General features: G+C 49.8%; 21 protein-coding genes. 11 read left to right on the top strand and 10 right to left on the bottom strand.

What is annotated here, in order from left to right; translation table 11 throughout:
* The 4 genes from yqiA to tnpA all read left to right on the top strand — a co-directional run bounded on the left by yqiA (position 1) and on the right by tnpA (position 5,719).
* A complete protein-coding gene (gene yqiA, locus MKA69_RS02185; RefSeq protein ID WP_305847437.1) occupies positions 1-588 on the top strand; it encodes an esterase YqiA in 588 nt (195 codons plus the stop codon).
* Between the two features lie 330 nt (positions 589-918).
* On the top strand, positions 919-2,799 hold the full coding sequence (gene parE, locus MKA69_RS02180) for a DNA topoisomerase IV subunit B (RefSeq protein WP_055029068.1): 1,881 nt from the start codon (positions 919-921) through the stop codon (positions 2,797-2,799).
* Positions 2,800-2,802: 3 nt separating this feature from the next.
* Complete coding sequence (gene parC / locus MKA69_RS02175; protein WP_000102521.1) at positions 2,803-5,088, top strand: DNA topoisomerase IV subunit A; 2,286 nt, start codon at positions 2,803-2,805, stop codon at positions 5,086-5,088.
* A gap of 172 nt (positions 5,089-5,260) precedes the next feature.
* A complete protein-coding gene (tnpA, locus tag MKA69_RS02170; RefSeq protein WP_055027481.1) occupies positions 5,261-5,719 on the top strand; it encodes an IS200/IS605 family transposase in 459 nt (152 codons plus the stop codon).
* A 127-nt stretch (positions 5,720-5,846) separates the two neighbouring features.
* On the opposite strand, the gene yacG is transcribed toward tnpA, so the two are convergent.
* The 8 genes from yacG to nadC form a co-directional block, all read right to left on the bottom strand.
* On the bottom strand, positions 5,847-6,044 hold the full coding sequence (yacG, locus tag MKA69_RS02165; protein WP_000162865.1) for a DNA gyrase inhibitor YacG: 198 nt from the start codon (positions 6,042-6,044) through the stop codon (positions 5,847-5,849).
* Between the two features lie 88 nt (positions 6,045-6,132).
* Positions 6,133-6,873 carry a cell division protein ZapD gene (gene zapD, locus MKA69_RS02160; protein WP_000207202.1) on the bottom strand — a complete coding sequence of 247 codons (741 nt, stop codon included), beginning with the start codon at positions 6,871-6,873 and terminating at the stop codon, positions 6,133-6,135.
* A gap of 31 nt (positions 6,874-6,904) precedes the next feature.
* Positions 6,905-7,513: a dephospho-CoA kinase gene (coaE, locus tag MKA69_RS02155; RefSeq protein WP_305847436.1), complete on the bottom strand. Its 609-nt coding sequence runs from the start codon at positions 7,511-7,513 to the stop codon at positions 6,905-6,907.
* Complete coding sequence (locus MKA69_RS02150; RefSeq protein ID WP_305847435.1) at positions 7,510-8,385, bottom strand: A24 family peptidase; 876 nt, start codon at positions 8,383-8,385, stop codon at positions 7,510-7,512. Before MKA69_RS02150 ends, coaE begins: the two co-directional genes overlap by 4 nt.
* 57 nt (positions 8,386-8,442) lie before the next feature.
* Positions 8,443-9,669 (bottom strand): type II secretion system F family protein, encoded by a 1,227-nt coding sequence (locus MKA69_RS02145; protein ID WP_000648399.1) that lies wholly within the window; start codon positions 9,667-9,669, stop codon positions 8,443-8,445.
* A 53-nt stretch (positions 9,670-9,722) separates the two neighbouring features.
* The gene (gene pilB / locus MKA69_RS02140; protein WP_305847434.1) at positions 9,723-11,411 is read right to left on the bottom strand and encodes a type IV-A pilus assembly ATPase PilB; all 1,689 of its coding nucleotides are present in this window, start codon (positions 11,409-11,411) and stop codon (positions 9,723-9,725) included.
* A complete protein-coding gene (locus MKA69_RS02135) occupies positions 11,411-11,872 on the bottom strand; it encodes a prepilin-type N-terminal cleavage/methylation domain-containing protein (RefSeq protein ID WP_305847433.1) in 462 nt (153 codons plus the stop codon). Before MKA69_RS02135 ends, pilB begins: the two co-directional genes overlap by 1 nt.
* A 244-nt stretch (positions 11,873-12,116) precedes the next feature.
* Positions 12,117-13,007 (bottom strand): carboxylating nicotinate-nucleotide diphosphorylase, encoded by an 891-nt coding sequence (nadC, locus tag MKA69_RS02130; RefSeq protein WP_055027604.1) that lies wholly within the window; start codon positions 13,005-13,007, stop codon positions 12,117-12,119.
* A 287-nt stretch (positions 13,008-13,294) separates the two neighbouring features.
* On the opposite strand from nadC, the gene ampD reads away from it, so the two are divergent.
* Entirely contained in the window at positions 13,295-13,846 is a 552-nt protein-coding gene (gene ampD / locus MKA69_RS02125; protein ID WP_000567323.1) for a 1,6-anhydro-N-acetylmuramyl-L-alanine amidase AmpD, read from the top strand.
* 63 nt (positions 13,847-13,909) lie between these two features.
* Here the strand turns inward: ampD and fldB are convergent, their stop codons facing one another.
* Positions 13,910-14,428 carry a flavodoxin FldB gene (fldB, locus tag MKA69_RS02120; protein WP_000690108.1) on the bottom strand — a complete coding sequence of 173 codons (519 nt, stop codon included), beginning with the start codon at positions 14,426-14,428 and terminating at the stop codon, positions 13,910-13,912.
* A 167-nt stretch (positions 14,429-14,595) separates the two neighbouring features.
* Here fldB and xerD point away from each other — a divergent pair, with 167 nt between their 5' ends.
* From xerD to recJ, 3 genes are read left to right on the top strand one after another with little or no spacing between them, the layout of a single operon-like run.
* Positions 14,596-15,474: a site-specific tyrosine recombinase XerD gene (gene xerD, locus MKA69_RS02115; protein ID WP_304572761.1), complete on the top strand. Its 879-nt coding sequence runs from the start codon at positions 14,596-14,598 to the stop codon at positions 15,472-15,474.
* A 16-nt stretch (positions 15,475-15,490) separates the two neighbouring features.
* Complete coding sequence (dsbC, locus tag MKA69_RS02110; protein ID WP_095474639.1) at positions 15,491-16,243, top strand: bifunctional protein-disulfide isomerase/oxidoreductase DsbC; 753 nt, start codon at positions 15,491-15,493, stop codon at positions 16,241-16,243.
* Between the two features lie 51 nt (positions 16,244-16,294).
* A complete protein-coding gene (recJ, locus tag MKA69_RS02105) occupies positions 16,295-18,034 on the top strand; it encodes a single-stranded-DNA-specific exonuclease RecJ (RefSeq protein ID WP_305847432.1) in 1,740 nt (579 codons plus the stop codon).
* 44 nt (positions 18,035-18,078) lie between these two features.
* On the opposite strand, the gene MKA69_RS02100 is transcribed toward recJ, so the two are convergent.
* The gene (locus MKA69_RS02100) at positions 18,079-19,983 is read right to left on the bottom strand and encodes a bifunctional UDP-sugar hydrolase/5'-nucleotidase (protein WP_305847431.1); all 1,905 of its coding nucleotides are present in this window, start codon (positions 19,981-19,983) and stop codon (positions 18,079-18,081) included.
* 457 nt (positions 19,984-20,440) lie between these two features.
* Here MKA69_RS02100 and pdhR point away from each other — a divergent pair, with 457 nt between their 5' ends.
* Genes pdhR through aceF form a run of 3 tightly spaced genes read left to right on the top strand, consistent with a single transcriptional unit; the run spans position 20,441 to position 25,829 of the window.
* The gene (gene pdhR / locus MKA69_RS02095; RefSeq protein ID WP_000331318.1) at positions 20,441-21,211 is read left to right on the top strand and encodes a pyruvate dehydrogenase complex transcriptional repressor PdhR; all 771 of its coding nucleotides are present in this window, start codon (positions 20,441-20,443) and stop codon (positions 21,209-21,211) included.
* Positions 21,212-21,260: 49 nt separating this feature from the next.
* A complete protein-coding gene (gene aceE / locus MKA69_RS02090) occupies positions 21,261-23,921 on the top strand; it encodes a pyruvate dehydrogenase (acetyl-transferring), homodimeric type (protein ID WP_001281965.1) in 2,661 nt (886 codons plus the stop codon).
* An 18-nt stretch (positions 23,922-23,939) separates the two neighbouring features.
* On the top strand, positions 23,940-25,829 hold the full coding sequence (gene aceF / locus MKA69_RS02085; protein ID WP_305847430.1) for a pyruvate dehydrogenase complex dihydrolipoyllysine-residue acetyltransferase: 1,890 nt from the start codon (positions 23,940-23,942) through the stop codon (positions 25,827-25,829).
* Positions 25,830-25,845 lie beyond the last annotated feature (16 nt).

Raw genomic sequence — 25,845 nt, 5'->3', positions numbered from 1 at the left:
ATGACTGCCCGCCCAGCATTGCTGCTTTACATCCACGGTTTTAACAGCTCACCTTTGTCACACAAAGCGCAAGTGATGCAGCAGTATTGCCTGCAGTATCGGCCTGATATCAAAGTCGTAGTGCCCAAATTACCGAGCTTTCCTGCGCAAGCGTCGCAGCATTTACTATCGGTGGTGGAACAATATCGTGTGCAATATCGGATCGGGCTGGTGGGTAGCTCGTTAGGCGGTTATCTCTCCACTTGGTTAAATGCCCAATTTGGCTTTCGTGCGGTCCTGATCAATCCCGCCGTCAAACCTTACGAGCTATTAGCCGATTTCCTTGGTGAGCAAATCAATCCTTATACGCAAGAGCACTATGTGCTCAAGGCTTGTCATATTGATGAGTTGAAAGCCTTGGACACCCCCACTCTTAAGCAGCCAAGCGATTTTTGGTTACTGCAGCAAAAAGGCGATGAAGTGCTCGATTACCGACAAGCGGTGGACAAATACCGAGCCGCCAAGCTGACGCTGGAAGAAAATGGCGACCACAGTTTTGTCGATTTTGAGCGATATCCAAAGCAGATCATTGAATTTCTCGACCTTTGATTGATAGCCGACTTTTACTGTTTGCGGAGTCAATCCGCGTTTTGCTGCGCAAAGCTTCATAAATTTACTTGATACTTGCGCTGTGCCCTTGACATCAGAGGGCGGCTTCCAGACTATGTTCCCCTTAGACTTTAGCGTGAAAGTTCCCAGTGACTGAGTGGCTTGCCGCGTGATCAACTCATGCGTTTGGCCTAAATACTCAGCTTGGGTTGAGTTGGATGAACTGCCCCAAATTAATGCGATTTTTCGCACAATTCATACACAAAAAAACGGGTTTTCACACAGCGCTGATAAAGTTACCAATCATGAGCAAATAAAGCATTCCGTATTATGACTGAACAATATAATGCTGGCGCCATTGAGGTACTCAATGGCTTAGAACCAGTGCGTCGCAGACCGGGAATGTATACCGACACCACGCGCCCCAATCACCTTGGGCAAGAAGTGATCGACAACTCCGTCGATGAAGCGCTGGCCGGATACGCCTCCAAAATTCAGGTAATTCTCCATGCCGATCAATCACTCGAAGTGATTGATGATGGGCGAGGGATGCCCGTGGATATTCACCCCGAAGAGAAAGTTTCTGGGGTTGAACTTATCCTGTGCAAACTGCATGCGGGCGGCAAGTTCTCCAACAAAAACTACCAATTCTCTGGCGGCTTGCACGGGGTGGGTATTTCGGTGGTGAATGCGCTCTCCAAACGGGTAGAAGTGGCGGTGCGTCGTGATGGCCAAGTGTATGAAATCGCTTTTGAACATGGCGATAAAGTGACTGAGCTGACAGTTACTGGCACTTGTGGTCGTCGTAACACCGGTACTAGCGTCCATTTCTGGCCAGACACCAAATACTTTGACTCACCGAATTTCTCCGTATCGCGCCTGATTAATAACTTGCGAGCCAAGGCGGTACTTTGCCCTGGCTTAGAAATCATCTTTACCGATAAGGTGAATAACAACGAGCACCGCTGGTTGTACGAAGATGGCCTAAAAGACTATCTGGCCGAAGGGGTGAAAGGTTATACCTTACTGCCGGAAGAGCCGTTTACAGGCGAATTTACTGCGCAAACCGAAGCGGCAACGTGGGCGGTGATTTGGCTACCCGAAGGTGGCGAGCTGATCACGGAAAGCTACGTTAACCTGATCCCGACCGCGCAAGGTGGTACCCATGTTAACGGCTTACGCCAAGGCTTGCTGGATGCCATGCGCGAGTTTTGTGAGTTCCGCAACCTGTTGCCACGCGGGGTAAAACTGACGGGCGAAGACGTGTTTGATCGCTGCGCATATGTCTTGTCGATCAAAATGCAAGATCCGCAGTTTGCTGGCCAAACCAAAGAGCGCCTCTCTTCACGCCAATCGGCGGCGTTTGTATCCGGTGTGGTGAAAGACGCGTTCAGCTTGTGGCTGAACGAAAAACCACAACTGGCAGAGCAGTTAGCTGAAGTCTGTATTGCCAACGCACACAGCCGAATGCGTGCCAGCAAGAAAGTGGTGCGTAAGAAGATCGCTTCAGGCCCTGCCTTGCCGGGCAAACTGACCGACTGTACTGTGCAAGACCTTAACCGCACCGAACTCTTCCTGGTGGAAGGGGATTCTGCGGGCGGCTCGGCGAAGCAAGCGCGGGATCGTGAATTCCAAGCGGTAATGCCGCTGCGCGGTAAAATCCTCAATACGTGGGAAGTTTCTGCCGATCAGGTACTGGCTTCACAAGAAGTGCATGACATCTCGGTTGCTCTGGGGATTGATCCGGACAACGACAACCTCGAAGCACTGCGCTACGGCAAAGTGTGTATTCTTGCCGATGCGGACTCGGATGGTCTGCACATCGCCACGCTATTGTGCGCCCTATTTACCCGCCATTTCCGAGCGTTGGTGAAAGCCGGTCATGTCTATGTTGCCATGCCGCCACTCTACCGTATCGATTGTGGCAAAGAAGTGTTCTACGCACTGGATGATCAGGAAAAAGAGGGCGTGTTAGAGCGCCTGAGCCAGAAAAAAGCCAAAGTGAACGTGCAACGCTTTAAAGGATTGGGTGAAATGAACCCGCTGCAACTGCGTGAAACCACGATGGATCCCAACACTCGCCGCTTGGTGCAACTGACCATTGATGATGCCGAAGCGACCGACGAGATGATGGATATGCTGCTGGGTAAAAAGCGTGCGGATGATCGCCGTACTTGGCTGCAACGCAACGGCGATATGGCAGAGGTGTAACGAATGTCTACAGAAATCAGTTTCGATGGTGTTGAACAGCTGCCGCTGCGCAAGTTTACTGAAGACGCTTATCTCAACTATTCGATGTACGTCATCATGGACCGTGCGTTGCCTTACATTGGCGACGGTTTAAAACCGGTTCAACGACGTATTATCTACGCGATGTCCGAGCTGGGTCTTTCCGCATCGGCCAAATACAAAAAATCGGCACGTACCGTGGGTGACGTACTGGGTAAATACCATCCGCATGGCGATTCAGCCTGTTATGAAGCGATGGTATTGATGGCGCAGCCATTCTCCTATCGCTATCCGTTGGTGGATGGTCAAGGTAACTGGGGTGCGCCGGATGATCCAAAATCGTTCGCAGCCATGCGTTATACCGAAGCCAAGCTCTCTAAGTTTGCGGAGATTCTGCTTAGCGAATTAGGCCAAGGCACGGTGGATTGGCAACCGAACTTTGATGGCACGATGCAAGAGCCGAAAATGTTGCCTGCGCGTCTGCCACATATTTTGCTGAATGGTGTCACCGGTATCGCGGTAGGTATGGCGACCGATATACCACCGCACAACGTGCGTGAAGTGGCGGAGGCGACCATTCACTTGATCGATCACCCAAGCGCGCCGCTGACCGATTTAATGCAATACGTCAAAGGGCCAGATTTCCCGACTGAAGCGGAAATCATCACCCCAACGGTGGAGTTAGAGAAAATCTACCGCTCCGGCCGTGGCAGCGTAAGAATGCGTGCTGTGTGGTGCAAAGAAGGGTCGGACATCGTGATCACCGCGCTGCCGCATCAAGTTTCTGGTGCGAAACTGCTGGAGCAGATCGCCGCGCAGATGCGTGCGAAGAAACTGCCGATGGTGGAAGACTTGCGCGATGAATCGGATCATGAAAACCCAACCCGTATCGTGATCGTGCCGCGCTCAAATCGAGTCGATTGCGATCTGTTGATGAACCACTTGTTCGCTTCAACGGATCTGGAAAAGAGCTTCCGCGTTAACCTGAACATGATTGGTCTCGACAATCGTCCTCAGGTTAAAGGTTTAGTGCAAATCTTGAGTGAGTGGATCACTTTCCGCCGTGAAACGGTACGCTCACGTCTGCAATACCGCCTCGATAAAGTGCTGGCTCGTTTGCACGTTTTGCAAGGTTTGCTGATCGCTTATCTCAACCTTGATGAAGTGATTGAAATCATCCGTACCGAAGACGATCCAAAAGCGGTGCTGATGGCGCGTTTCAACCTGACGGATATTCAAGCTGATGCGATCTTAGATACCAAGTTACGCCACTTGGCTAAACTGGAAGAGATGAAGATCCGCGGTGAGCAAGATGAGCTGGAAAAAGAGCGTAAAAAACTGGAAGAGCTACTCGGCTCTGAACGTCGCTTGAACAATCTACTTAAGAAAGAAATCAAAGCCGATGCCGACAAGTTTGGCGATGATCGCCGCTCACCACTAGTCGAACGCGAAGAAGCTAAAGCGCTAACCGAGCGTGACTTGATGCCAAGTGAAGCGATCACCGTGGTACTGTCTGAAAAAGGCTGGATCCGTCACGCTAAAGGCCATGACGTGGATGGCCAAAGCCTGAGCTACAAAGCGGGGGATAATTACCTGACCCATGCTTGTGGTAAGAGTAATCAGCAAGCGGTGTTCTTGGGCAGCGATGGCCGCAGTTACTCGCTTGAATCACACACGCTGCCATCGGCGCGTGGTCAAGGTGAGCCGATTACCGGACGTTTGAACGTCGCCGAAGGCACTACCATTCGTCAGGTGGTGATGGGTGAAGAAGATCAGCTCTGGCTGGTGGGTTCAGATGCCGGGTATGGCTTTGTGTGTAAAGGCGATGACCTGCTGTCGAAAAACCGCAGCGGTAAAGCTTTGATCAACCTGCCGGAAAACTCGGAAGTGATGACACCACAAGTGATTGCCGATCTGGATAAGGATGAGATTCTCGCGATTACCAACCAAGGCCGTATGCTGCTGTTCCCGATTAAGGATCTGCCGCAACTGAGCAAAGGTAAAGGCAACAAGATCATCAACATTCCTGCGGCGAAAGCCAAAACCCGTGAGGAAGTCTTGTCTAACCTGATGGTGTTGCCACAAGGCGCTTCAATTACTCTGTATGCGGGTAAACGTAAGCTAGGCTTGAAGGTGAGCGATCTGGATAACTTCCGTGGTGAACGCGGCCGCCGTGGCGCTTTGTTGCCCCGTGGCTTGCAACGCGTGACCGCGATTGAGATTGAAACTTCAGCTGAGCCAGAGTCAACCCAGCATTCGGAAGATGAATAGACAAGAGGAGCCATTTGGCTCCTCTTTTTTGTATAGAGAAAACCCCCAGCTAGGCTGGGGGTTCCGTAAAGCTTTCAGCTATAAGTCAGTTATAAAGCCCCTTTCAATTTGTTAAAACACTCTTGCGGTCTGGCAACTGCGAGAGTTAAACAGAAATTGAAAGGGGGTCCCAATGGGGGACGAAAAGAGCTTAGCGCACACGCGCTGGAACTGTAAATACCACATAGTCTTTGCACCGAAATATCGACGTCAGGTGTTCTACGGAGAAAAACGTAGAGCAGTGGGAGAAATATTGAGGAAACTATGTGAATGGAAAAATGTGAACATTCTTGAAGCAGAGTGCTGTTCGGATCATATCCACATGCTTTTAGAAATTCCGCCGAAAATGAGCGTTTCAGCTTTTATGGGATACTTGAAAGGTAAAAGTAGCCTAATGCTTTATGAACGATTCGGAGATTTGAAATTTAAATATCGGAATCGGGAATTTTGGTGCCGAGGGTATTATGTAGATACGGTTGGTAAAAATACGACCAAGATACAGAACTACATAAAGCATCAGTTGGAGCAGGATAAAATGGGAGAGCAATTGTCGATCCCATATGCAGGAAGCCCGTTTACGGGCCGTAATTAATCGTCATATGCAAATGTCAGATCGTAATGCGCCTGTTAGGGTGCTGCTTGTAAGAAAGCCTTATAGGCGCATATGAAAAACCTCCGGCTATGCCGGAGGATATTTTTTTTACTCTCAAACCCGAGAATTAATACTGATCTTCTGACCAACCATCACTGTCGGACATATCCGGTGCGCCGGGAATGGCTTTTTCTTCATCTGCCCACTCACCAAAATCAATCATTTGACATTGTTTACTACAAAAAGGGCGGTGTGGGCTCTGTTCGCCCCATTCCACATCGGTACCACATTGTGGGCATTTCACTATCGTGAGTTTTTTGGTCATAACACTGTCCTATTGAAAATAACAGCAATGGCTTACTGTTCAGCAAAGCCAAGTTCGCAAAATTCTTTCGAGAAAAAGTAGCGAGGGTTTAGCAGCAAACTGCCAAATCAAACGCCACATCTTGGGTGCAAGCTTGCCCACTATAAAAGTCGATAAACTTGATGGCGAAACGGTTTTTGTGCCCAGAAATCATCGGGTACACACCGTATTCAAGAGGAATCGCAAGGCGCAGAATGTTGGCATCCTCCGCGTCACTTTGGTAGAAACCGTTGCTTGCCATGCGTGAGCGGTAATGGCCGGTTTCACGGGTCAATTTAAGCCACAGTTTCAGCGCATTGGAAAGTGGCGTGAGCGTTTGCATCCATTGCTGGGCATCGTGCATTTTTCGCTCAAGCGGCAAATGCAGCCAGTAATGCAGCGCAGGCAGATCAAAACAGCAGGATCCGCCGGGCAGATTAAAACGTTGTCGAATCGCACTCAAGAAGCGATCTTCCTTGAGTGATTGGCCAAAACGCTCCGCTCCCATCAAATCGCGATGAACTTCATCCACCTCGGCTAACAGAGATTTAAGCATCTCTTGGTCGACCCCTTCGACGTTAAGCCAACTGCGATAGGTTAAGCGTTGTTTTTCCATATCTTTCGCCAGTTCGCTTTTGAGTTGGATTTGCTCAAAGATGTCGAGCATATCGAACAACGAACGAAAGAAAAGTTGATGTTGAATCCCATCACTGAAAGTGGAGGATCGCTCCATCTGGTTAAGCAGCGCTTCCACACGCAAGTAGATACGTGTCTTTTCATTGAGAGGGTGTTCAAACTGGTGCGTGGTCATTGAGCTAGCCTTGGATTCTTTGCACTTATTCTCACAAATTTTGCCCGCTCATGGCTAGATACTTTTGGTGCAATAGTGTGATTTGAGGCAAAAGTTTCTGGTTTTCTGTGTCATTTTTGAGCACGTCATCGGCAATCGCCAAACGTTGTGCGCGTGAGGCTTGCGCAGCAAGGATCGCTAGCGCTTGTTCGCGTGAAACATTGTCACGCGCCATGGTGCGCTCAATCTGTATTTTTTCATCCACATCGACCACTAACACGCGATCGGCCATGCTTTGCAGTTGGTTTTCCACTAACAGTGGCACAATCAACAGCGCGTAAGGTGAGGTCGTTTGGGTAAGCGCTTGGCGCATACCTTGGCGGATCATTGGATGCAGCAGTTGGTTTAGCCAGACTTTTTCATTAGGATCGGCAAAGATGCGTTCACGCAGCGCGGCACGATTGAGAGAGCCATCAGAGTGTAAGACCGATTGCCCAAAATGGGCGGCAATCGCTTTTAATCCTTCAGTTTCCGGTTCAACCACTTCACGTGCGATCACATCGGCATCGACCAGATCAATGCCAAATTGTTCGTGAAACAGGTTGGCGACGGTGGTTTTGCCACTGGCGATACCGCCAGTTAATGCCACGACAAAACTCATAGCGGTTGTCCTACCCAAACGGTGAAGTACCAATTAATCACCTTCTCGCCCCACAGCAAGGCAAACCATCCGGCGATAGCTAAATAAGGACCAAACGGAAAGGCCATATCTATGCCTTTTTTCTGTTGGCGCAGTTGGATTAAACCGAAAATTACGCCGACTACGGATGAGAGCAGCACGATAACCGGCAACTGCTGCCAACCCAACCAAGCGCCCAGTGCCGCGAGTAATTTGAAGTCGCCATAGCCCATGCCTTCTTTACCAGTCAGCAGTTTAAACAGCCAATAAATCGACCACAGCGAGAGATAGCCCGCCATGGCTCCAATCACTGCATCACTGAGTGAGACTGGAGAAAAGCCAAGCAGTGCCAGCGCAATACCGCCCCACAGTAAAGGCAGCGTTAATTGGTCGGGCAGCAACATGGTATCGAGATCGATAAAGGTCGCGGCAATTAAAATGTAGCTGAAAAACAGTACCGCAACAGCAAATGCACTAAAAGGGAAATGAATGGCAATCACCAAACTCATCACGGCGCTCAGGAGCTCAATCAGGGGATAACGAACGCTGATCGGCGCTTTACAGTGTGAGCATTTGCCGCGCAGAGCCAGCCAACTCAGTAGCGGGATATTATCAATGACGCGAATCGGTGTTTGGCAGTGTGGGCAAGTGGAGCGCGGCAAACTGAGGGTCAGTTTACCCTCTGGTGGCGTGATGCCATATTCAGGAAAACTGGCTGCGCATTCGGCACGCCATTCACGCTCCATGATTTTCGGTAAACGATAAATCACTACATTGAGAAAGCTACCGACAATCAAGCCAAACAAAGTGGCTAAAACAGGAAATAACCAAGGGTAGTAGTAAAACAGTTCCATCCATTGTGCTCTAAGCAAATTGAGGGCGCGCTCAAGGGCACGCCGTTTGATTCCATACTAACCCAATACACTCATTAAGTTAAAGATAGGTAAGTACATCGCCACCACCAAGCCGCCCACCACGATGCCCAGAAAAACGATGATCAGCGGCTCTAAAATTTTGCCTAAGTTATCGACCGTATTATCGACTTCAAATTCATAGATGGTGGCGACTTTGTTGAGCATGTCATCCAATTGGCCAGATTCTTCACCAATCATCACCATTTGTAGCACCATCTCAGGGAAGGCCTCGGTATTACGCATGGCGATATACATGGGCATACCAGCGGCGGTGTCACGGTGTACCTCGTTGATCGCTGTTTCAAAGTGCACATTGCCTGAGGTTTTTGCCGTGGTTTTCAAACTGGCGAGGATCGGAATCCCCGCTGCAAAGCTGGTGGCAAGCGTACGGCTGAATTTGGCGATTGACGCTTTGGCGAGCACATTGCCAATAATCGGAAATTTCAGCCCCAAGCGACTGGTTTTTAATCGGATTTGTAACGAGTTTTTGCGCAGGGTTTTTAGTCCAAACAGTGCAGCACCGAGAACGATCAACACCCATAAACTATAAGCCTGCACCCAGTGTGAGAGTTTCAGCACTTGCTGCGTAAACCACGGTAATTCAGCGCCAAAGCCTTTAAACATGCTTTCAAACTCTGGGATCACCATGGTCAACATCAAGTAGGAAACCCCAAGCGCCACCAACACCACCATGCTGGGGTAGATGAGCGCTTTAATCACCTTAGCGCGCAACTGTTCACTTTTCTCGCGGTAGGTGGCTAGACGCTCAAACACTTCGGGTAGATTTCCTGACATTTCTCCCGTTTCCACTAAGTCCACATACAAGGCATCAAAATGGGGACTAGCTGTGCGCATCGCTTTGGAAAGCGGCGTACCGGCTTCTACGCCTTTGGTGATTTGTGCCAAGATCGATTTCATCTCCGCTTTGCGATGATTATCGCCCACCAATTTGAGGGCTTGTACAATCGGTACGCCGGTAGTCAGCATGGTGGCTAATTGGCGGGTAAGAATGGTGATGTCTTTCGTTTTGACACGATGGGTCAGGCGAGAGAGGAGAGAAACGCTGCCTTTCTTGAGTTTTTTGATTTGGATATGCTGCTCTTTGAGCTTATCGCGAACCTCCAATTCGTTTAAGGCAAGCATTTGGCCCGACACTTTTTTGCCGTTGCTGTTGATGCCTCTCCAGCGATAGTTTTTTAAGGCTACATGTTTGGTTGCTTTCATGTTTCGGCTCGCCATGTCATGGGTAGAGTTACAAGGTATAAAAAATTAAACGGTTAAAAATAGAGCACGCGTTGTAGCTCGGCAAAGCTGGTAATGCCCTCACGTAGTTTTTCTAAGCCGGATTCTTGCAAGCTTTGCATGCCATTGGTTTTGGCTAAACGTTCAATTTGGTGAATGGTGGCACGTTGCATAATGGCTTCTGCCAGTTCGGTATTAAACGCCATCACTTCATAGATGCCGACGCGCCCTGAGTAGCCGCCCGTACACTCGTTGCACCCCGCCGCATTGGCTTCATACAAGATTTCATTCGGTTGAAACGCAAATTGGCTTTGCAGAAGGGCAGAAGGGCGCACCGCGATTTTGCAGTGTTTACATAGGCGGCGCGCGAGGCGTTGGGCGATGATTAAACTGAGTGATGACGCGAGGTTAAATGGCTCCACCCCCATATTGGCTAAACGAATCACGGTTTCGGCGGCTGAGTTGGTGTGCAGTGTGGAAAGCACTAAGTGGCCGGTTTGCGCCGCTTTGACCGCGATTTCTGCGGTTTCCAGATCGCGGATTTCGCCGACCATCACCACATCAGGGTCTTGGCGCAGAAACGAGCGCAGTGCCTCGGCAAAGCCAAAGCCGATTTTCGGCTGCACTTGCACTTGGTTAATCCCAGAGAGGTTAATTTCTACCGGATCTTCCGCGGTGGAGATATTGATCTGTGACGTGTTGAGAATGCGCAGCCCTGTATAGAGCGAAACGGTTTTGCCGCTGCCGGTGGGGCCGGTCATCAAGATCATTCCTTGCGGTCTTTTAAGAGCATTGAGGTAGAGCTGCTTTTGCTGCGGGTTATAACCGAGCTTATCAATGTCCAGATTGGCGGCGCTGCTATCTAGCAGACGCAGCACGATTTTTTCACCCCACAAGGTCGGGAGTGTTGAAACGCGCATATCAATCGCGGTATCGCGGCTCAGGCGCAGTTTAATTCGCCCATCTTGCGGCAAGCGGCGTTCGGCAATATCTAATTTGGAGAGAATTTTAATCCGCGCGGCTAAACGGCGGCTTAAATGGCTGGCGGGTTGCTGAGTTTCCACCAAGATCCCATCGCAGCGCAGGCGAATTCGGTATTGGTTTTCATAAGGCTCAAAATGAATATCCGAAGCGCCTTTACGCACCGCATCGAGTAACACTTGGTTGATAAAGCGACTGACGGGGGACTCATCTTGGCTGAGATCTTCGATCGATTGCAGCTCGTCATCACTGACTTTAACCAGATTGGCGAGCTCATCTTGGCTGATCTCTTTACCCTGATTGGCGGCGCCTTGAATCGAGCGGCCATACAAACGGCGAATCGCGGCTTGCAGCGCGCGGTGATCGGCTAGCGCCAGTTCAACTTGTAATCCTGTGGCAAAACGAAACTCTTCTTCGGCTTGCAGTAAGGTCGGGTCAGAGACGGCGAGCAGCAGTAAATTGCCTTGCTTGGCAATCGGCAGTGCATCGTAGCGGGTTATCAGTTCACGTAGCCCAAGCTGTTGGCACAGGGGGGCGTAGTCGTAGCGGCTAAGGTCGGTTTCCGGCAAGCCGAAAATATGGCTCAGTTGCTCGGTCAGCTCTTGGGGGGGGAAAATCCCTAAACCAAGCAGCGCCTCGGGCACTGAAGTTCCCGAAGCGCTAACCTGTGTAACCACCGCTTGTTCTTGCGTTGCGCTGATTAACTCAGCCTGACGCAAGATAGCAACAAGGTTGGTGAGCATTAACGCTCAGGACACCAGTCATTAGAACTTGCGCCATTACATGTCATAGCCCATGTAACACCAGAGGTGCTAATTGTTGGAGTTAGTACAACAGTACCTCCTACGGGTAGGGCTCCTTTTGCAACAACAGTAGCTGTAACTGCTCCAGTTGCAGTACCTAACGCTGCTTGCTCTACGTTTGATGTTATTGTGAAATTGTCAGTGGCGCTTTTTTGGAACTGCTGTTGAGCTGGAACTCCACCATTACCCGCAGTACAGAGCTGTGTACCATCAAGTAAACAGATACTCACAGCTGTCTTAAATGCAGATGATGCACTTGCCATTTCACTAGCATGAGCACGCATAGTGTAATTTTGATAAGCTGGCACCGCGAATGCAGCGAGTACACCAACAATCGCTACCACAATCATTAATTCAATTAAGGTAAAACCTTGCTGTTGTTTGTTTTTATACGCTTTCATGATTCCCTCCGTAGGTCTTTGCGTATTAAGCGCAATGAGCATAAGCAGTGTGCTGCAAAGGGGGAATGCCGTTGAAAGGAGGCTGCGAGGCAAATATGGATTTAACCAACTGATTTGCATAGTGAATACAAAATATTACGAGTCAGTTAAAAAAGGTGGGTTGATCATCTGAAAATAAAGAACAAAACAGGAAGCGTCTCGCTTCCTGTTAACTATTTGAAATGTTTGAAGTTAGCCTCAAGGGTTACGACTTAAAACGCATCGACAAATCAAGGGCTTTGAGGTGTTTGGTCAGTGCGCCGACTGAGATGTAATCTACGCCGGTCTCGGCACACTCTTTGAGATTATCCAGCGTGATATTGCCGGAGTTCTCCAGCGCCGCACGCCCAGCGTTAATCTTTACCGCTTCACGCATCATCTCAAGGCTAAAGTTATCGAGCATAATGATGTCGGCACCGGCGCTGATCGCCTCTTCCAATTCCGCCAAGGTTTCGGTTTCCACTTCCACTGGTTTACCCGGATTGAGCTGTTTCGCTGTGCTAATCGCCTGACGGATCCCGCCACAAGCAATAATGTGGTTTTCTTTGATGAGGTAAGCATCAAACACGCCGATGCGGTGGTTATAACCGCCGCCACAAGCCACGGCGTATTTCAGTGCGCTGCGCAGGCCGGGAATGGTTTTACGAGTATCGAGCAATCGACACTGGGTGCCTTTGAGCTCTTGCACATAACGCGCCGTAGCCGTGGCGCAACCGGAAAGGGTTTGAATAAAGTTCATCGCGTTGCGCTCACCGGTGAGCAGAATACGCGCAGGCCCGGTTAAGGTACACAAGGTTTGGTTGGGCGTGAGGGTATCACCATCTTGCACATGCCACTCAATGGTGACTTGGCCGCCGAGCTGTTTAAACACTTCATCCGCCCACAACTGGCCACAAAACACGCCCGCTTCACGAGTGATGATGGTTGCCGTATTGATGCGATCGGCGGGGATGAGGCTAGCCGTGATGTCCGCGGCTGGATCGAGCGTTCCCCCTAAGTCTTCTTTTAATGTGTCGATCACGCTGCGAGTAATATCGGCAGGCAGTTGCTGTTTCAGGTACGCAAGGCGATCCTGACTGTTGTGAGTTTCTTTCATCGCAAGTCGAATTTCCGTGTTAAACATAACCGCGCCATGATACTGACTGTTGCCTAAGAATTCAGCCTCTAATCTCGCATTTCGCTGTTAGCTAGGTAAAATCAGCGTCATTCAAGTATCCGTTTCTCATTGAAGTTGCCGCGGTGTTGGTTAGGTTTTTTCATGATCATCGCGTTGGTCGATGTTGGAGATAAACCCACTGTCAGCTACCTGCAACTCTCCGTTGTTTGAGGATATATAGACGAATAAGGTGGCCATTCGATGAAAGCTCAAGGCAAGGAGAAAAAATGATTGATAGCCAAGGTTGGTACAGCCATGCCAGAAAAGTCCCTTCTCCGCATTGTGATGCACGCAGTGATCGGGAAGATGTTTCATTGTTGGTGGTGCACAACATCAGTTTGCCCCCCGGCCAGTTTGGTGGGCCGTATATTGAGCAGTTTTTCCTTGGCCAGTTGGACGCTCATCAGCATCCGTTTTTTAAGGTGATCGCCAAGATGCGCGTCTCGGCGCATTGTGTGATCCGCCGTGATGGTGAAGTGGTGCAATTTGTGCCGTTTCATCTGCGCGCGTGGCACGCAGGTGTTTCTTCGTTTGCGGGACGGGCAAAGTGTAACGATTATTCGATTGGCATTGAGCTAGAGGGGAGCGATTTTGTTCCGTACACCGATGCGCAATATCAGGCGTTGACTGAGCTGACCCAAGCTTTGATGGTGCATTACCCGCACATCACTCTACCGCGCATTACAGGGCATCAATATATTGCGCCGCTGCGTAAAACCGACCCCGGTTTGGTGTTTGATTGGCGACGTTTTCGGGCGGGTTTGCAGCCAGAGGTTTAGAACCCGACTGAGTTCCCTCCCTTGGTAAGGGAGGGGCAAAAGATGCGGTGATGACGAATGTTCTTAAATCGCGTCGTGATATTCGGTCAGCACTTGCTCAATCCAAGTCGCGATGCGTTCATCACTCAAGTCGTACTGCGAATCTTCATCCAGCGCGAGACCGACAAAATGGCGGCCATCTTCGGTCAGTGCTTTAGAAGCCTCAAACTCATAGCCTTGATTTGGCCAGTAGCCAATCATGTTAGCTCCGCTCTTCTTGATCTGGTCGTGCAGCAGCCCCATCGCATCCAGATACCATTCGCCATAACCTTCTTGATCGCCTAAGCCGAATAACGCGACGTACTTGTTTTTTAGCGACACGCCATCGATGTGATCCCATACCGCACTCCAGTCTTCTTGAATTTCACCGAAATCCCACGTTGAAATGCCCAGCAGTAAAAGGTCGTAATCACTCATTAAAGTGAGGGGGGATTCTTTTACGTTGTGGATGTCCACCAACTCTTCACCAAGAATGGCGCGAATTTTCTCCGCGGTCATTTCGGTATAGCAGGTGCTTGAGCCATAAAATAGACCAATCTTCATTAATTATTTGTATCTGTCTGCGAAGGAATGGCAAATTCTAACCATAAAAATGGCCGGAATGCAGCCAATATCCTGCATCGCCGGCTTTTTTATGCTATTAAACGCGCTGTAATGACAAAGCAAGAGCTGAGGATGCGGTGAGCGATGCCTTTTCTCCCGATCACGGGTTGGTAGAACAATTTTTAGATACGATGTGGTTAGAACGTGGTTTGGCCGAAAATACCGTTGCTTCGTATCGTAATGATTTAAGTAAACTATTGGAGTGGATGGATCAGCACCACTATCGGCTGGATTTTATTAGTTTCTCCGGCTTACAGGAGTACCAAAGCTGGTTGTCGGAGCAGAATTACAAGCCATCTTCAAAAGCGCGTATGCTCTCGGCGATTCGCCGTTTGTTTCAGTATTTGCATCGCGAGAAGGTGCGCGCGGATGATCCTAGCGCACTGTTGATTAGCCCTAAATTACCGATCCGGCTACCGAAAGATTTGAGTGAAGCGCAAGTCGATGCTTTACTCAATGCGCCAGACCCTCAAACGCCAATCGAACTGCGTGATAAAGCCATGCTTGAACTGCTGTATGCCACAGGGTTACGGGTGACGGAACTTGTCTCTCTAACCATGGAAAACATGAGTTTACGCCAAGGGGTCGTGCGAGTGATTGGTAAGGGCGGCAAAGAACGGCTAGTTCCAATGGGTGAAAATGCCATTGAATGGATTGAAACTTTTTTGCAGCAGGGGCGGTCTTTACTTCTGGGGGAGCAGACGTCGGATATTGTTTTCCCGAGCAGCCGAGGGCAACAAATGACTCGGCAAACCTTCTGGCATCGTATTAAGCACTATGCGGTGATTGCAGGCATTGATGTGGAAAAACTCTCACCACACGTACTGCGTCATGCGTTTGCCACTCACTTGCTCAATTACGGGGCGGATCTGCGCGTGGTGCAGATGCTGCTTGGGCATAGTGATTTATCCACCACACAAATTTATACTCATGTCGCCACTGAGCGACTTAAACAACTCCACAATGAGCACCATCCAAGGGCTTGAAAAAAAGGTGATTTTCATGAGCGTATTGCGCCGATTAACATGGCTGGCATTTCCTTTACTGAGCATTGCATTCAACGTGCATGCGAGCAGCGCGCCAGTTCAATTCAATAAAGCCGAACTTGAGCAGCGCTTTGCCAAACTGGGATTACAGATTCAAGACATTAAACCCGCAGATATGGATGGTTTGCTCGAAATACAAACGTCAGGCGGTATTCTTTTTTCTTCGCCGAATGGAGAGCACTTCATCGCGGGGACGCTGTACGCACTGGATGCCAATGGCGGCTACGTCGATGTTGTGGCTCAACGCCAAGCGCCATTGAATGCGAAGAAGTTGGCCGCGTTGCAAGACACTATGATTGAGTACAAAGCGCCGAATGAAAAATACGCAATCACCGTATTTACCGATATCACGTGTGGTTACTGTGTGCGACTGCACAGCCAGCTCAAAGAATACAATGACTTAGGCATTACCGTGCGCTATTTGGCTTACCCACGCCAAGGGCCTAAAGGCCAAGTGGCTGATCAGATGGCGGCCATCTGGTGTTCAAATGATCCGAAAGCGGCAATGCACGATGCGAAAACCAATCGTAAAACCATCACTGCCGATAAAGATATTGCTCAGTGCCAGAAGACGATTGAGCAGCACTATATGCTAGGTCATGAGCTTGGCATTAGCGGTACTCCGGCGATCTTCCTGCCAAATGGCGAGATGGTTGGCGGTTACTTGCCTGCGCCACAACTACTGCAACGCCTGCAAGCCACTCAATAATCTCCAACCGATAAAGGAATCAGGCCAAAGGCAACTTTGGCCTGTCACAGCATGATAGAAATCCAGCGACGTCCAGACCCCGATCTTTCTCTTCTTCCTGACCATATCGACCCGCTATTGCGCAGGCTTTACCTCAACCGTGGTGTGCGTGATATCGCGCAGCTCGAAAAAGCCGCCAAAGCACTGCATTCCTTTAAGCAACTGCATGGGATTGAACGCGCGGTCGAATTGCTGTTTGCCGCGATTGCCGAGCAAAAACGCATCATAGTGGTGGGGGATTTTGATGCCGATGGCGCAACCAGTTCGGCGCTTTCGGTGCTCGCGCTACGTATGCTCGGCAGCCACAATGTGGATTACTTAGTGCCGAATCGTTTTGAAGATGGTTATGGCCTGAGCCCCGAAGTGGTTGATCAAGCGATTGAGCGCGGCGCAGAGATGATCATGACAGTGGATAACGGCGTTTCTTCGCTGGAAGGTGTGCGTTACGCCAAGCAGAAAGGCTTGCAAGTGTTGGTGACCGATCACCATCTACCGGGGCAGCAATTGCCTGAGGTCGATGCCATGGTGAACCCGAATTTGCAGCAGTGTGCTTTTCCTTCTAAGGCGCTTGCCGGAGTAGGGGTGGCGTTTTATTTGATGATGGCGCTTTGTGTGCACATGCGTCAGCAAGGTTGGTTTGCTGCACAAGGCATTGCTGAACCGAAACTGATGGAGTTGATCGATTTAGTGGCGCTTGGCACCGTTGCCGATGTGGTGCCGTTGGATGACAACAACCGGATTCTGGTGCATCAAGGTTTGCAGCGTATTCGTGCGGGCTTAGCGCGTCCCGGGATTCAAGCTCTGATTGAAGTGGCTAAGCGCGATGCGCGCCGTTTGGTCGCCGCTGATTTTGGCTTTGCGCTTGGACCACGAATTAATGCAGCAGGGCGTCTGGATGATATGTCATTCGGCGTTGAGCTTTTGCTGTGTAATAACATTCACGCGGCGCGGCGCATGGCGAGTGAACTGGATGGCCTCAATCAAACCCGTAAAGATATTGAAGAGGGGATGAAGCAAGAGGCTGTCGCGTTCTGTGAGCGTTTGCAACTAAGCGATGATCGCGAGCTGCCTTACGGTTTAGTGCTGTTTCAGCGCGATTGGCACCAAGGGGTGATCGGCATTCTGGCTTCGCGTATTAAAGAAAAATACCACCGCCCCGTGATTGCGTTTGCTGAAGGCGGTGATGGCAAGCTAAAAGGCTCGTGTCGTTCGGTTCCTGGCCTGCATATGCGTGATGCGTTGGATAAAATTGATACGCAAAATCCGGGCATCATTCTCAAGTTTGGTGGCCACGCGATGGCGGCGGGTCTCACCATTGAAGAACAGAATTTTGAGCGTTTTTGCCGACTGTTTGACCAAGTGGTGCGTGAAGAGCTGGATGAAGCGGCACTTAAAGGCATTATTCTCAGTGATGGTGAGCTGAAACCAGAAGAGTTTTCGCTGCATACTGCCGAATTACTGCGTGCCGGTGGCCCGTGGGGACAAGCGTTTCCTGAGCCGCTGTTTGATGGTGAATTTAAAGTGCTACACCAAAAACTGGTTGGCGAAAAACACCTCAAACTGATGCTTGAACCGTTGTATAAAGGCTTCCCAACTAATGTGATGATCGACGGCATTGCGTTTAACGTTGATCTGCGCCGCTGGCCGGACGCTTCTGTAAAAACGGTACGCTTGGCGTACAAACTCGATATCAACGAGTTTCGCGGTAATCAGTCATTACAACTCATGATTGACCATCTGGAAGCGAAATGATTGAAAACAACGCCCTCTCTCATAAAAAGAGGGCGTTTTCGTTATTAAGGATTAAGCGCTTCCAACAAAATGAGCTCACGTTTGAGTGTGGCTTTTTCGTCACTTGGCGCAGTTTCCAAGCGCGATAAACGCTGCATGATCGCCGCATTTTTTGCTGCTGAATCGTCTAAAATCAGGTCTTGGACATTAATCGATTCAATATTGGTGTAACGGCCATCGGCGCTGGTTGGCACATCCATTTTGCCACTGTTAATCAGCTTTTTAACGATCTCCCGTTCCTTCTCAAATCCTTCTAATCCCGACAGTTTCCAGCGTTGCATCGGTTTACCTTGATACTTACCTTGCTTTTGTTCGGTCAGGTAACGAATGGTGAGGTTGCGGATGGTGCCTTGTTCTTCACCGTATTCGGCTTCGGTATCAAACAACACAGGGAATTGTTGTCCTTCCAATACGCCCCCTTTCTGAGTGAGATGCCCCATGCGGTAGCTGTTCATACCCAAGCGAATTTCACTGTTGTCAGTCACTGGCGTACCATCTGCAAATTTCAAATCGGTGATGCGTTCCCCAGCGGGTTGAGTCAGATCGATGATGTAAGTTACACCTGCAAAGAAATCGTTGGTGGAGTATTTTGAGGCTCGGCGTTCAGGGTTAAAGCTGTATGTGACATCCCCCGGTTTGACGGAGTTGAAATAGCCCGCTGACCATTCCATATATTGTTTCAACTCTTTGCCCGTCATTTGGTAAACCGTGATTTCGCCGCCGGCATATTGGTAGTTGTAGGCGATATCTTTGGCCTTGATCGGCCCTACCTCTAACTTGGCATTGTCGTTATCAATTTGCAGCGCAATCACATTGGCTTTGGGCGCATAAAAGAAGCTCGCTTCTTGGAAGAGTGCGCTGATGCCGGTGTCCTGCACATGCACTTGTGGAATACCGCGAATTTCGTTTTCTGGCACTAAATTCACTCCACTGAGCTGAGCCACTTCGCGGTTTGCCATCTCACGTAGACGTTGATGGTAAGGCTGGTAGAGCGACTCCATTTTGCTGTCGGAGGCGATGTCTTTGATTTTGTAGGTCAGACTATCTTTATTGATGAGAGTGAATTGGCCGTTTTGCTCTTCAAATTGCAGATCAATGCGCGATAGCGCGCGTCCATATTTGTCTGGCTCAGTGATGATCACTCCGTTCACCACGGCTTTATCAATCCGGGTGTGCATGTGGCCAGCCACAATGGCATCCAACTCTGGGTTGCCATTGGCAATGTCGGTTACACCGGTATTGGCGATGTCGTTTTCATTCTCTAGCCCCATATGCGCGACTAAGATAATCGCATCCACCTGTGGATCGATTTGTTTGATGACCTTTTGCACTTCAAGGGTAGGGTTAGTAAAGGTCATGCCTTCGAGTCGATTGGTTCCTTCAGCAAACACTTGGGTCATTGGGGTATCCATCCCAATAACCCCGATCTTGATGCCATCACGCTCGATAATAGTGTAACTGGGGAGAAACGGGTTGCCATCGGCATGGTGGATGTTACCTGCCAGAGATTGTCCTTTAAATTGCGTTAGAGAGCGGTTGAGCACCTTGAGACCAAAATCAAACTCATGGTTACCTAACACCCAAACGTCGTACTTCATCTCATTGAAGCCCAACATCATCGGATCAGTCGCTTCCTCTTTGAACGTTTCCACAAAGTTGCCTTGAATGGTGTCGCCGGCATCGACCAGAATCACGTTCGGTTGTTCTTGGCGAATCGTTTTTACTTGAGTCGCAATTTGGCTCAGGCTGCCGCTCATCTCTTTTTTATCCGCAGCATAATCCCAAGGCATGAAATGGCCGTGTAGGTCAGAAGTCCCGAGAATGGTTACATTATGAATATCACCATTCGCGGCGAGGGCTGGAAAAGTCAGTGCCAATCCAATTGCACTGGTGAGGAGTGTTTTTTTCATTGTTCGTCACGTCATTGGTTAAAACCATATGCATAGTAATCAATGGAATCATTACTTAATGTGATAATTGTTGATAAATGACGGGAATGTGAACATTTGTTGCATGAAATTGTGCGAAGTGAGGTGGTTTTTGATGGTGGGTTATCACCAATATTATTTCGCTGTCATCTGGAGGAACAGATTTCTAAGTGGTTGATATTCAATCTTGAGCTTCGTTTGAGTTGGTACTTCTAGCCCGCCAATACCCCATCTGTATCTATTTTGTAATTGGTCTGACCAATAATTTTGCTGTTTTAATCAACTATTGTTGCTGGATTGTTAGGGCGTGACCTGTTCTATGATTTAGGTCAATTTTCGGCTGGACACTGGCGTTTTAATTATGTTAATTTCTGCACCAACTTAAAATTGGTATTACCAATTGCCAGCAAGAAGAATAAGAGTAGAAGAACAATAAATTATGGCTTATCAAAGGATCCGTCAGCCAAAGCTCTCCGATGTGATTGAACAAGAACTGGAGAGACTGATAGTGGAAGGAACACTCTCACCCGGTCAGCAACTTCCTCCGGAACGCGAACTGGCCAAACAATTTGAAGTGTCTCGCCCTTCGATCAGAGAAGCCATACAACGCTTGGAAGCCAAACGCTTGCTTACCCGCCGTCAAGGTGGCGGTACATTCGTTAGTGACCGAATTTGGCAGAGCTTTTCTGATCCTCTGCTAAATTTATTGTCTAGCCACTCCGAAACTCAACTGGATCTGCTGGAAGCGCGTCATGCGCTGGAAGGCATTTGCGCCTATTTTGCGGCGTTGCGTGGTACCGAAGAAGATTTTGCTCGTATTCAACACTGTGTCACGCGTATCGCGGAAGCTCAGGCATTGAATAATGTGGATGAAGAAGCAGAGCGGGTGATGGCTTTTCTGATTGCCATTACTGAAGCCGCGCACAACGTTGTGCTACTGCACATCGTACGCAGCCTGAGTCCACTGCTGGAGCAGAATATTCGTCAGAATTTTAAACTCTTACATCGCCGCCCTGAAGCGGTAGAGAAAGTAAGCAAACACCGGGCTAACATTGTGGATGCGATAGTTTCGGGTCAGCCGGAAAAGGCACGTGAAATGTCCCATTCTCACTTAGCTTATATCGAAGAAACGTTGTTGGATTTGACTCGTGAACAGACTCGCCGTGAGCGATCTCTGCGTCGAATTCAACAAGGTAATGAGCCGCAATAGCGGCCATTGCGATTCAACTTAAATCCAACCAACAGAAGGATAGATCGCCATGTCTGACATGAAGCATGACGTAGATGCACTGGAAACTCAGGAGTGGCTTGCTGCCCTTGAATCCGTTGTCCGTGAAGAAGGCGTAGAGCGCGCGCAGTACCTGCTTGAGCAAGTATTGGAAAAAGCGCGTTTGGATGGTGTAGACATGCCAACAGGCGTGACCACCAACTACATCAACACGATTCCTGCGGCGCAGGAGCCTGCTTACCCAGGTGACACCACGATCGAACGTCGTATCCGTTCAATCATTCGCTGGAACGCGATCATGATCGTGCTGCGTGCATCGAAGAAAGATCTGGAACTGGGTGGCCACATGGCTTCTTTCCAATCTTCCGCTGCTTTCTACGAAACCTGTTTCAACCACTTCTTCCGTGCTCCAAACGAGAAAGACGGTGGCGACTTGGTTTACTATCAAGGTCACATCTCTCCAGGGATCTACGCGCGTGCTTTCGTTGAAGGCCGTTTGACCGAAGAGCAACTGGACAATTTCCGTCAGGAAGTGGATGGCAAAGGTCTTCCTTCTTACCCACACCCGAAATTGATGCCTGAATTCTGGCAATTCCCAACCGTATCTATGGGTCTGGGGCCAATTTCTGCGATTTATCAAGCTCGTTTCCTGAAGTATCTGAATGGTCGTGGCCTGAAAGACACCACGGCGCAGCGCGTATACGCCTTCCTTGGTGACGGTGAGATGGACGAGCCAGAATCACGCGGCGCGATCTCTTTCGCAGCGCGTGAGAAGCTGGATAACCTATGCTTCCTGATCAACTGTAACCTGCAACGTCTGGACGGCCCTGTTATGGGTAACGGCAAGATCATCCAAGAACTGGAAGGTCTGTTCCGTGGCGCAGGCTGGAACGTTGTGAAAGTGATCTGGGGTAATGGCTGGGACAAACTACTGGCGAAAGATACCACAGGTAAACTGCTGCAACTGATGAACGAAACCATCGACGGCGACTACCAAACGTTCAAAGCGAAAGATGGCGCTTACGTTCGTGAACACTTCTTCGGTAAGTACCCAGAGACTGCAGCACTGGTTGCTGACATGACTGACGATGAGATCTTCGCTCTGAAACGCGGTGGTCACGAATCATCTAAACTGTACGCGGCGTTCAAGAACGCTCAAGACACCAAAGGTCGTCCAACCGTTATCCTAGCGAAAACCGTTAAAGGTTACGGCATGGGTGATGCGGCAGAAGGTAAGAACATTGCGCACCAAGTGAAGAAGATGGATATGACCCATGTTCTAGCGATGCGTAACCGCCTAGGCCTGCAAGATCTGATCTCTGATGAAGAAGTGAAGAACCTGCCGTACCTGAAACTGGAAGAAGGCTCAAAAGAGTTTGAATACCTGCACGCTCGTCGTAAAGCGCTGCACGGTTACACGCCTCAGCGTCTACCTAACTTCACGGGTGAGTTAGTGATCCCTGCGCTGGAAGAGTTCAAGCCACTGCTGGAAGAGCAGAGCCGCGAAATTTCTTCAACTATGGCGTATGTACGTACTCTGAACATCCTGCTGAAAGATAAGAACATTGGTCAAAACATCGTTCCTATCATCGCGGACGAAGCGCGTACGTTCGGTATGGAAGGTCTGTTCCGTCAAATCGGTATCTACAACCCGCATGGTCAGAACTACACTCCACAAGATCGCGATATCGTTTCTTACTACAAAGAAGCGACGTCAGGTCAGGTACTGCAAGAAGGTATCAACGAGCTGGGTGCCATGTCATCTTGGGTTGCGGCGGCAACGTCATACAGCACCAACAACCTGCCGATGATCCCGTTCTACATCTACTACTCTATGTTCGGTTTCCAACGTGTTGGCGACATGGCATGGATGGCGGGCGACCAACAAGCGCGTGGCTTCCTACTGGGTGCTACTGCGGGTCGTACCACGCTGAACGGTGAAGGTCTACAGCACGAAGATGGTCACTCGCACATTCTGGCGGGCACAGTACCAAACTGTATCTCTTACGATCCAACCTTCGCTTACGAAGTTGCGGTAATCCTGCAAGATGGTATCCGTCGCATGTACGGTGAGCAAGAGAACGTGTTCTACTACCTGACGCTGATGAACGAAAGCTACGCTCACCCAGCAATGCCTGCTGGCGCTGAAGAAGGTATCCGTAAAGGTATCTACAAGCTAGAAACGCACGCTGGTAACAAAGCAAAAGTTCAACTGATGAGCTCAGGCACCATCATGAACGAAGTACGTAAAGCGGCACAAATTCTGAGTGAAGAGTACGGCGTAGCGTCTGACGTTTACTCTGTGACTTCATTCAACGAGCTGGCGCGTGATGGCCAAGCGTGTGATCGTTTCAACATGCTGCACCCAGAAGCAGAAGTGAAAGTACCTTACATCGCACAAGTGATGGGTACTGAGCCTGCTATCGCAGCGACTGACTACATGAAGAACTACGCGGATCAAGTACGTGCGTTCATTCCTGCACAGTCTTACAAAGTGCTGGGTACGGATGGTTTCGGCCGCTCAGATAGCCGTGAAAACCTACGTCGTCACTTTGAAGTGAATGCTGGCTACGTGGTAGTTGCAGCGCTGAATGAACTGGCAAAACGTGGTGAAGTTGAGAAGTCTGTGGTTGCAGCAGCAATCAAGAAATTCGACATCGATACTGAAAAAACCAACCCGCTGTACGCTTAATTGAAGGTAGGAAAAGTAATGGCAATCGAAATTTATGTACCTGACATCGGTGCGGATGAGGTTGAAGTCACTGAGATTCTCGTCAAAGTCGGCGACAAAGTGGCTGAAGAGCAATCTCTGATCACGGTTGAAGGCGACAAAGCTTCTATGGAAGTTCCTGCGTCTCAAGCGGGTATCGTTAAAGAGATCAAAGTAGTGGCAGGTGACAAAGTGTCTACTGGCTCTCTGATCATGGTCTTTGAAGCGGAAGGTGCAGCAGCGGCTGCACCAGCTCCTGCGCCTCAAGCGGCAGCACCGGTTGCTGCGGCTCCAGCGGCAGCTGCACTGAAAGAAGTGCAAGTACCAGACATTGGCGGTGATGAAGTTGAAGTGACTGAAATCATGGTCAAAGTGGACGATGTGGTTGCGGAAGAGCAATCTCTGATCACCGTTGAAGGCGACAAAGCGTCAATGGAAGTGCCCGCACCTTTCGCAGGTACGGTTAAAGAGATCAAAATCGCTGCGGGCGACAAAGTATCAACAGGTTCACTGATCATGGTGTTTGAAGTAGCCGGCGCTGCGCCAGTTGCAGCACCAGTTCAAGCTGCGGCACCAGCAGCCGCTGCTCCAGCCGTTGCAGCACTGAAAGAAGTTCAAGTACCTGATATCGGCGGTGACGAAGTGACCGTAACTGAAATCATGGTTAACGTGGGCGACAGCATCAGCGAAGAGCAATCATTGATCACAGTAGAAGGCGATAAGGCTTCTATGGAAGTACCAGCACCATTTGCTGGTACTCTGAAAGAGATCAAAGTGGCTGCAGGCGATAAAGTGAAAACTGGCTCGCTGATCATGGTGTTTGAAGTCGCTGGCGCAGCGACAGTCGCGGCACCAGTCCAAGCAGCAGCACCAGCACCTGCGGCAGCGCCTGCTCAAGCAGCGACTCCTGCGGCGGCTGCACCTGCAACAAGTGGTGAATTCCAAGAAAACCATGAGTACTCACACGCTTCTCCAGTAGTGCGTCGTCTGGCTCGTGAATTTGGCGTTAACCTAGCCAAAGTCAAAGGCTCTGGCCGTAAGAACCGTATCCTGAAAGAAGACGTACAGAACTACGTGAAAGAAGCGCTGAAACGTCTGGAATCTGGCGCGCAAGCGGCGGCTTCAGGTAAAGGTGATGGCGCAGCGCTGGGTTTACTGCCTTGGCCAAAAGTGGACTTCAGCAAGTTCGGTGATACCGAAGTGCAACCACTGTCTCGCATCAAGAAAATCTCGGGTGCTAACCTGCACCGTAACTGGGTGATGATCCCGCACGTGACCCAATGGGACAATGCAGACATCACTGAGCTAGAGAAATTCCGTCAAGAGCAAAACGCGATGGAAGCGAAGCGCGACACAGGCATGAAGATCACTCCGCTGGTGTTCATCATGAAAGCAGCCGCTAAAGCGCTGGAAGCTTTCCCTGCGTTCAACTCTTCTCTGTCTGACGACGGCGAAAGCTTGATCCTGAAGAAATACGTGAACATCGGTATCGCAGTGGATACACCAAATGGTCTGGTGGTTCCTGTGTTTAAAGATGTGAACAAGAAAGGTATCTACGAGCTGTCAAAAGAGCTGGCTGAAGTATCGAAGAAAGCGCGTGGCGGTAAGCTGACTGCTGCTGACATGCAAGGTGGCTGTTTCACTATCTCTAGCCTAGGCGGCATTGGCGGTACTGCGTTTACCCCAATCGTTAACGCGCCAGAAGTTGCTATTCTGGGTGTGTCTAAGTCTGAGATGAAGCCAGTGTGGAACGGCAAAGAGTTCGCGCCACGTCTGCAACTGCCACTGTCACTGTCTTACGATCACCGCGTGATCGACGGTGCAGAAGGTGCACGCTTCATTACTTACCTGAACGAGTGTCTAAGCGACATCCGTCGTCTGGTACTGTAAGCGCATTCTCGGGTGG

The sequence above is a fragment of the Vibrio sp. AH4 genome (assembly GCF_030710545.1).
Taxonomy (GTDB): domain Bacteria; phylum Pseudomonadota; class Gammaproteobacteria; order Enterobacterales; family Vibrionaceae; genus Vibrio; species Vibrio metoecus.
Note: the sequence above shows the minus strand (reverse complement) of the source record. Positions and strands in the feature narration are given on the sequence as shown.

Bases quoted from the DNA above. Each gene is read 5' to 3' on its own strand.
- yqiA (WP_305847437.1), top strand. From the start codon at position 1: ATGACTGCCCGCCCAGCATTGCTGCTTTACATCCACGGTTTTAACAGC.
- parE (WP_055029068.1), top strand. From the start codon at position 919: ATGACTGAACAATATAATGCTGGCGCCATTGAGGTACTCAATGGCTTA.
- parC (WP_000102521.1), top strand. From the start codon at position 2,803: ATGTCTACAGAAATCAGTTTCGATGGTGTTGAACAGCTGCCGCTGCGC.
- tnpA (WP_055027481.1), top strand. From the start codon at position 5,261: ATGGGGGACGAAAAGAGCTTAGCGCACACGCGCTGGAACTGTAAATAC.
- yacG (WP_000162865.1), bottom strand. From the start codon at position 6,044: ATGACCAAAAAACTCACGATAGTGAAATGCCCACAATGTGGTACCGAT.
- zapD (WP_000207202.1), bottom strand. From the start codon at position 6,873: ATGACCACGCACCAGTTTGAACACCCTCTCAATGAAAAGACACGTATC.
- coaE (WP_305847436.1), bottom strand. From the start codon at position 7,513: ATGAGTTTTGTCGTGGCATTAACTGGCGGTATCGCCAGTGGCAAAACC.
- MKA69_RS02150 (WP_305847435.1), bottom strand. From the start codon at position 8,385: ATGGAACTGTTTTACTACTACCCTTGGTTATTTCCTGTTTTAGCCACT.
- MKA69_RS02145 (WP_000648399.1), bottom strand. From the start codon at position 9,669: ATGAAAGCAACCAAACATGTAGCCTTAAAAAACTATCGCTGGAGAGGC.
- pilB (WP_305847434.1), bottom strand. From the start codon at position 11,411: ATGCTCACCAACCTTGTTGCTATCTTGCGTCAGGCTGAGTTAATCAGC.
- MKA69_RS02135 (WP_305847433.1), bottom strand. From the start codon at position 11,872: ATGAAAGCGTATAAAAACAAACAACAGCAAGGTTTTACCTTAATTGAA.
- nadC (WP_055027604.1), bottom strand. From the start codon at position 13,007: ATGAAAGAAACTCACAACAGTCAGGATCGCCTTGCGTACCTGAAACAG.
- ampD (WP_000567323.1), top strand. From the start codon at position 13,295: ATGATTGATAGCCAAGGTTGGTACAGCCATGCCAGAAAAGTCCCTTCT.
- fldB (WP_000690108.1), bottom strand. From the start codon at position 14,428: ATGAAGATTGGTCTATTTTATGGCTCAAGCACCTGCTATACCGAAATG.
- dsbC (WP_095474639.1), top strand. From the start codon at position 15,491: ATGAGCGTATTGCGCCGATTAACATGGCTGGCATTTCCTTTACTGAGC.
- recJ (WP_305847432.1), top strand. From the start codon at position 16,295: ATGATAGAAATCCAGCGACGTCCAGACCCCGATCTTTCTCTTCTTCCT.
- MKA69_RS02100 (WP_305847431.1), bottom strand. From the start codon at position 19,983: ATGAAAAAAACACTCCTCACCAGTGCAATTGGATTGGCACTGACTTTT.
- pdhR (WP_000331318.1), top strand. From the start codon at position 20,441: ATGGCTTATCAAAGGATCCGTCAGCCAAAGCTCTCCGATGTGATTGAA.
- aceE (WP_001281965.1), top strand. From the start codon at position 21,261: ATGTCTGACATGAAGCATGACGTAGATGCACTGGAAACTCAGGAGTGG.
- aceF (WP_305847430.1), top strand. From the start codon at position 23,940: ATGGCAATCGAAATTTATGTACCTGACATCGGTGCGGATGAGGTTGAA.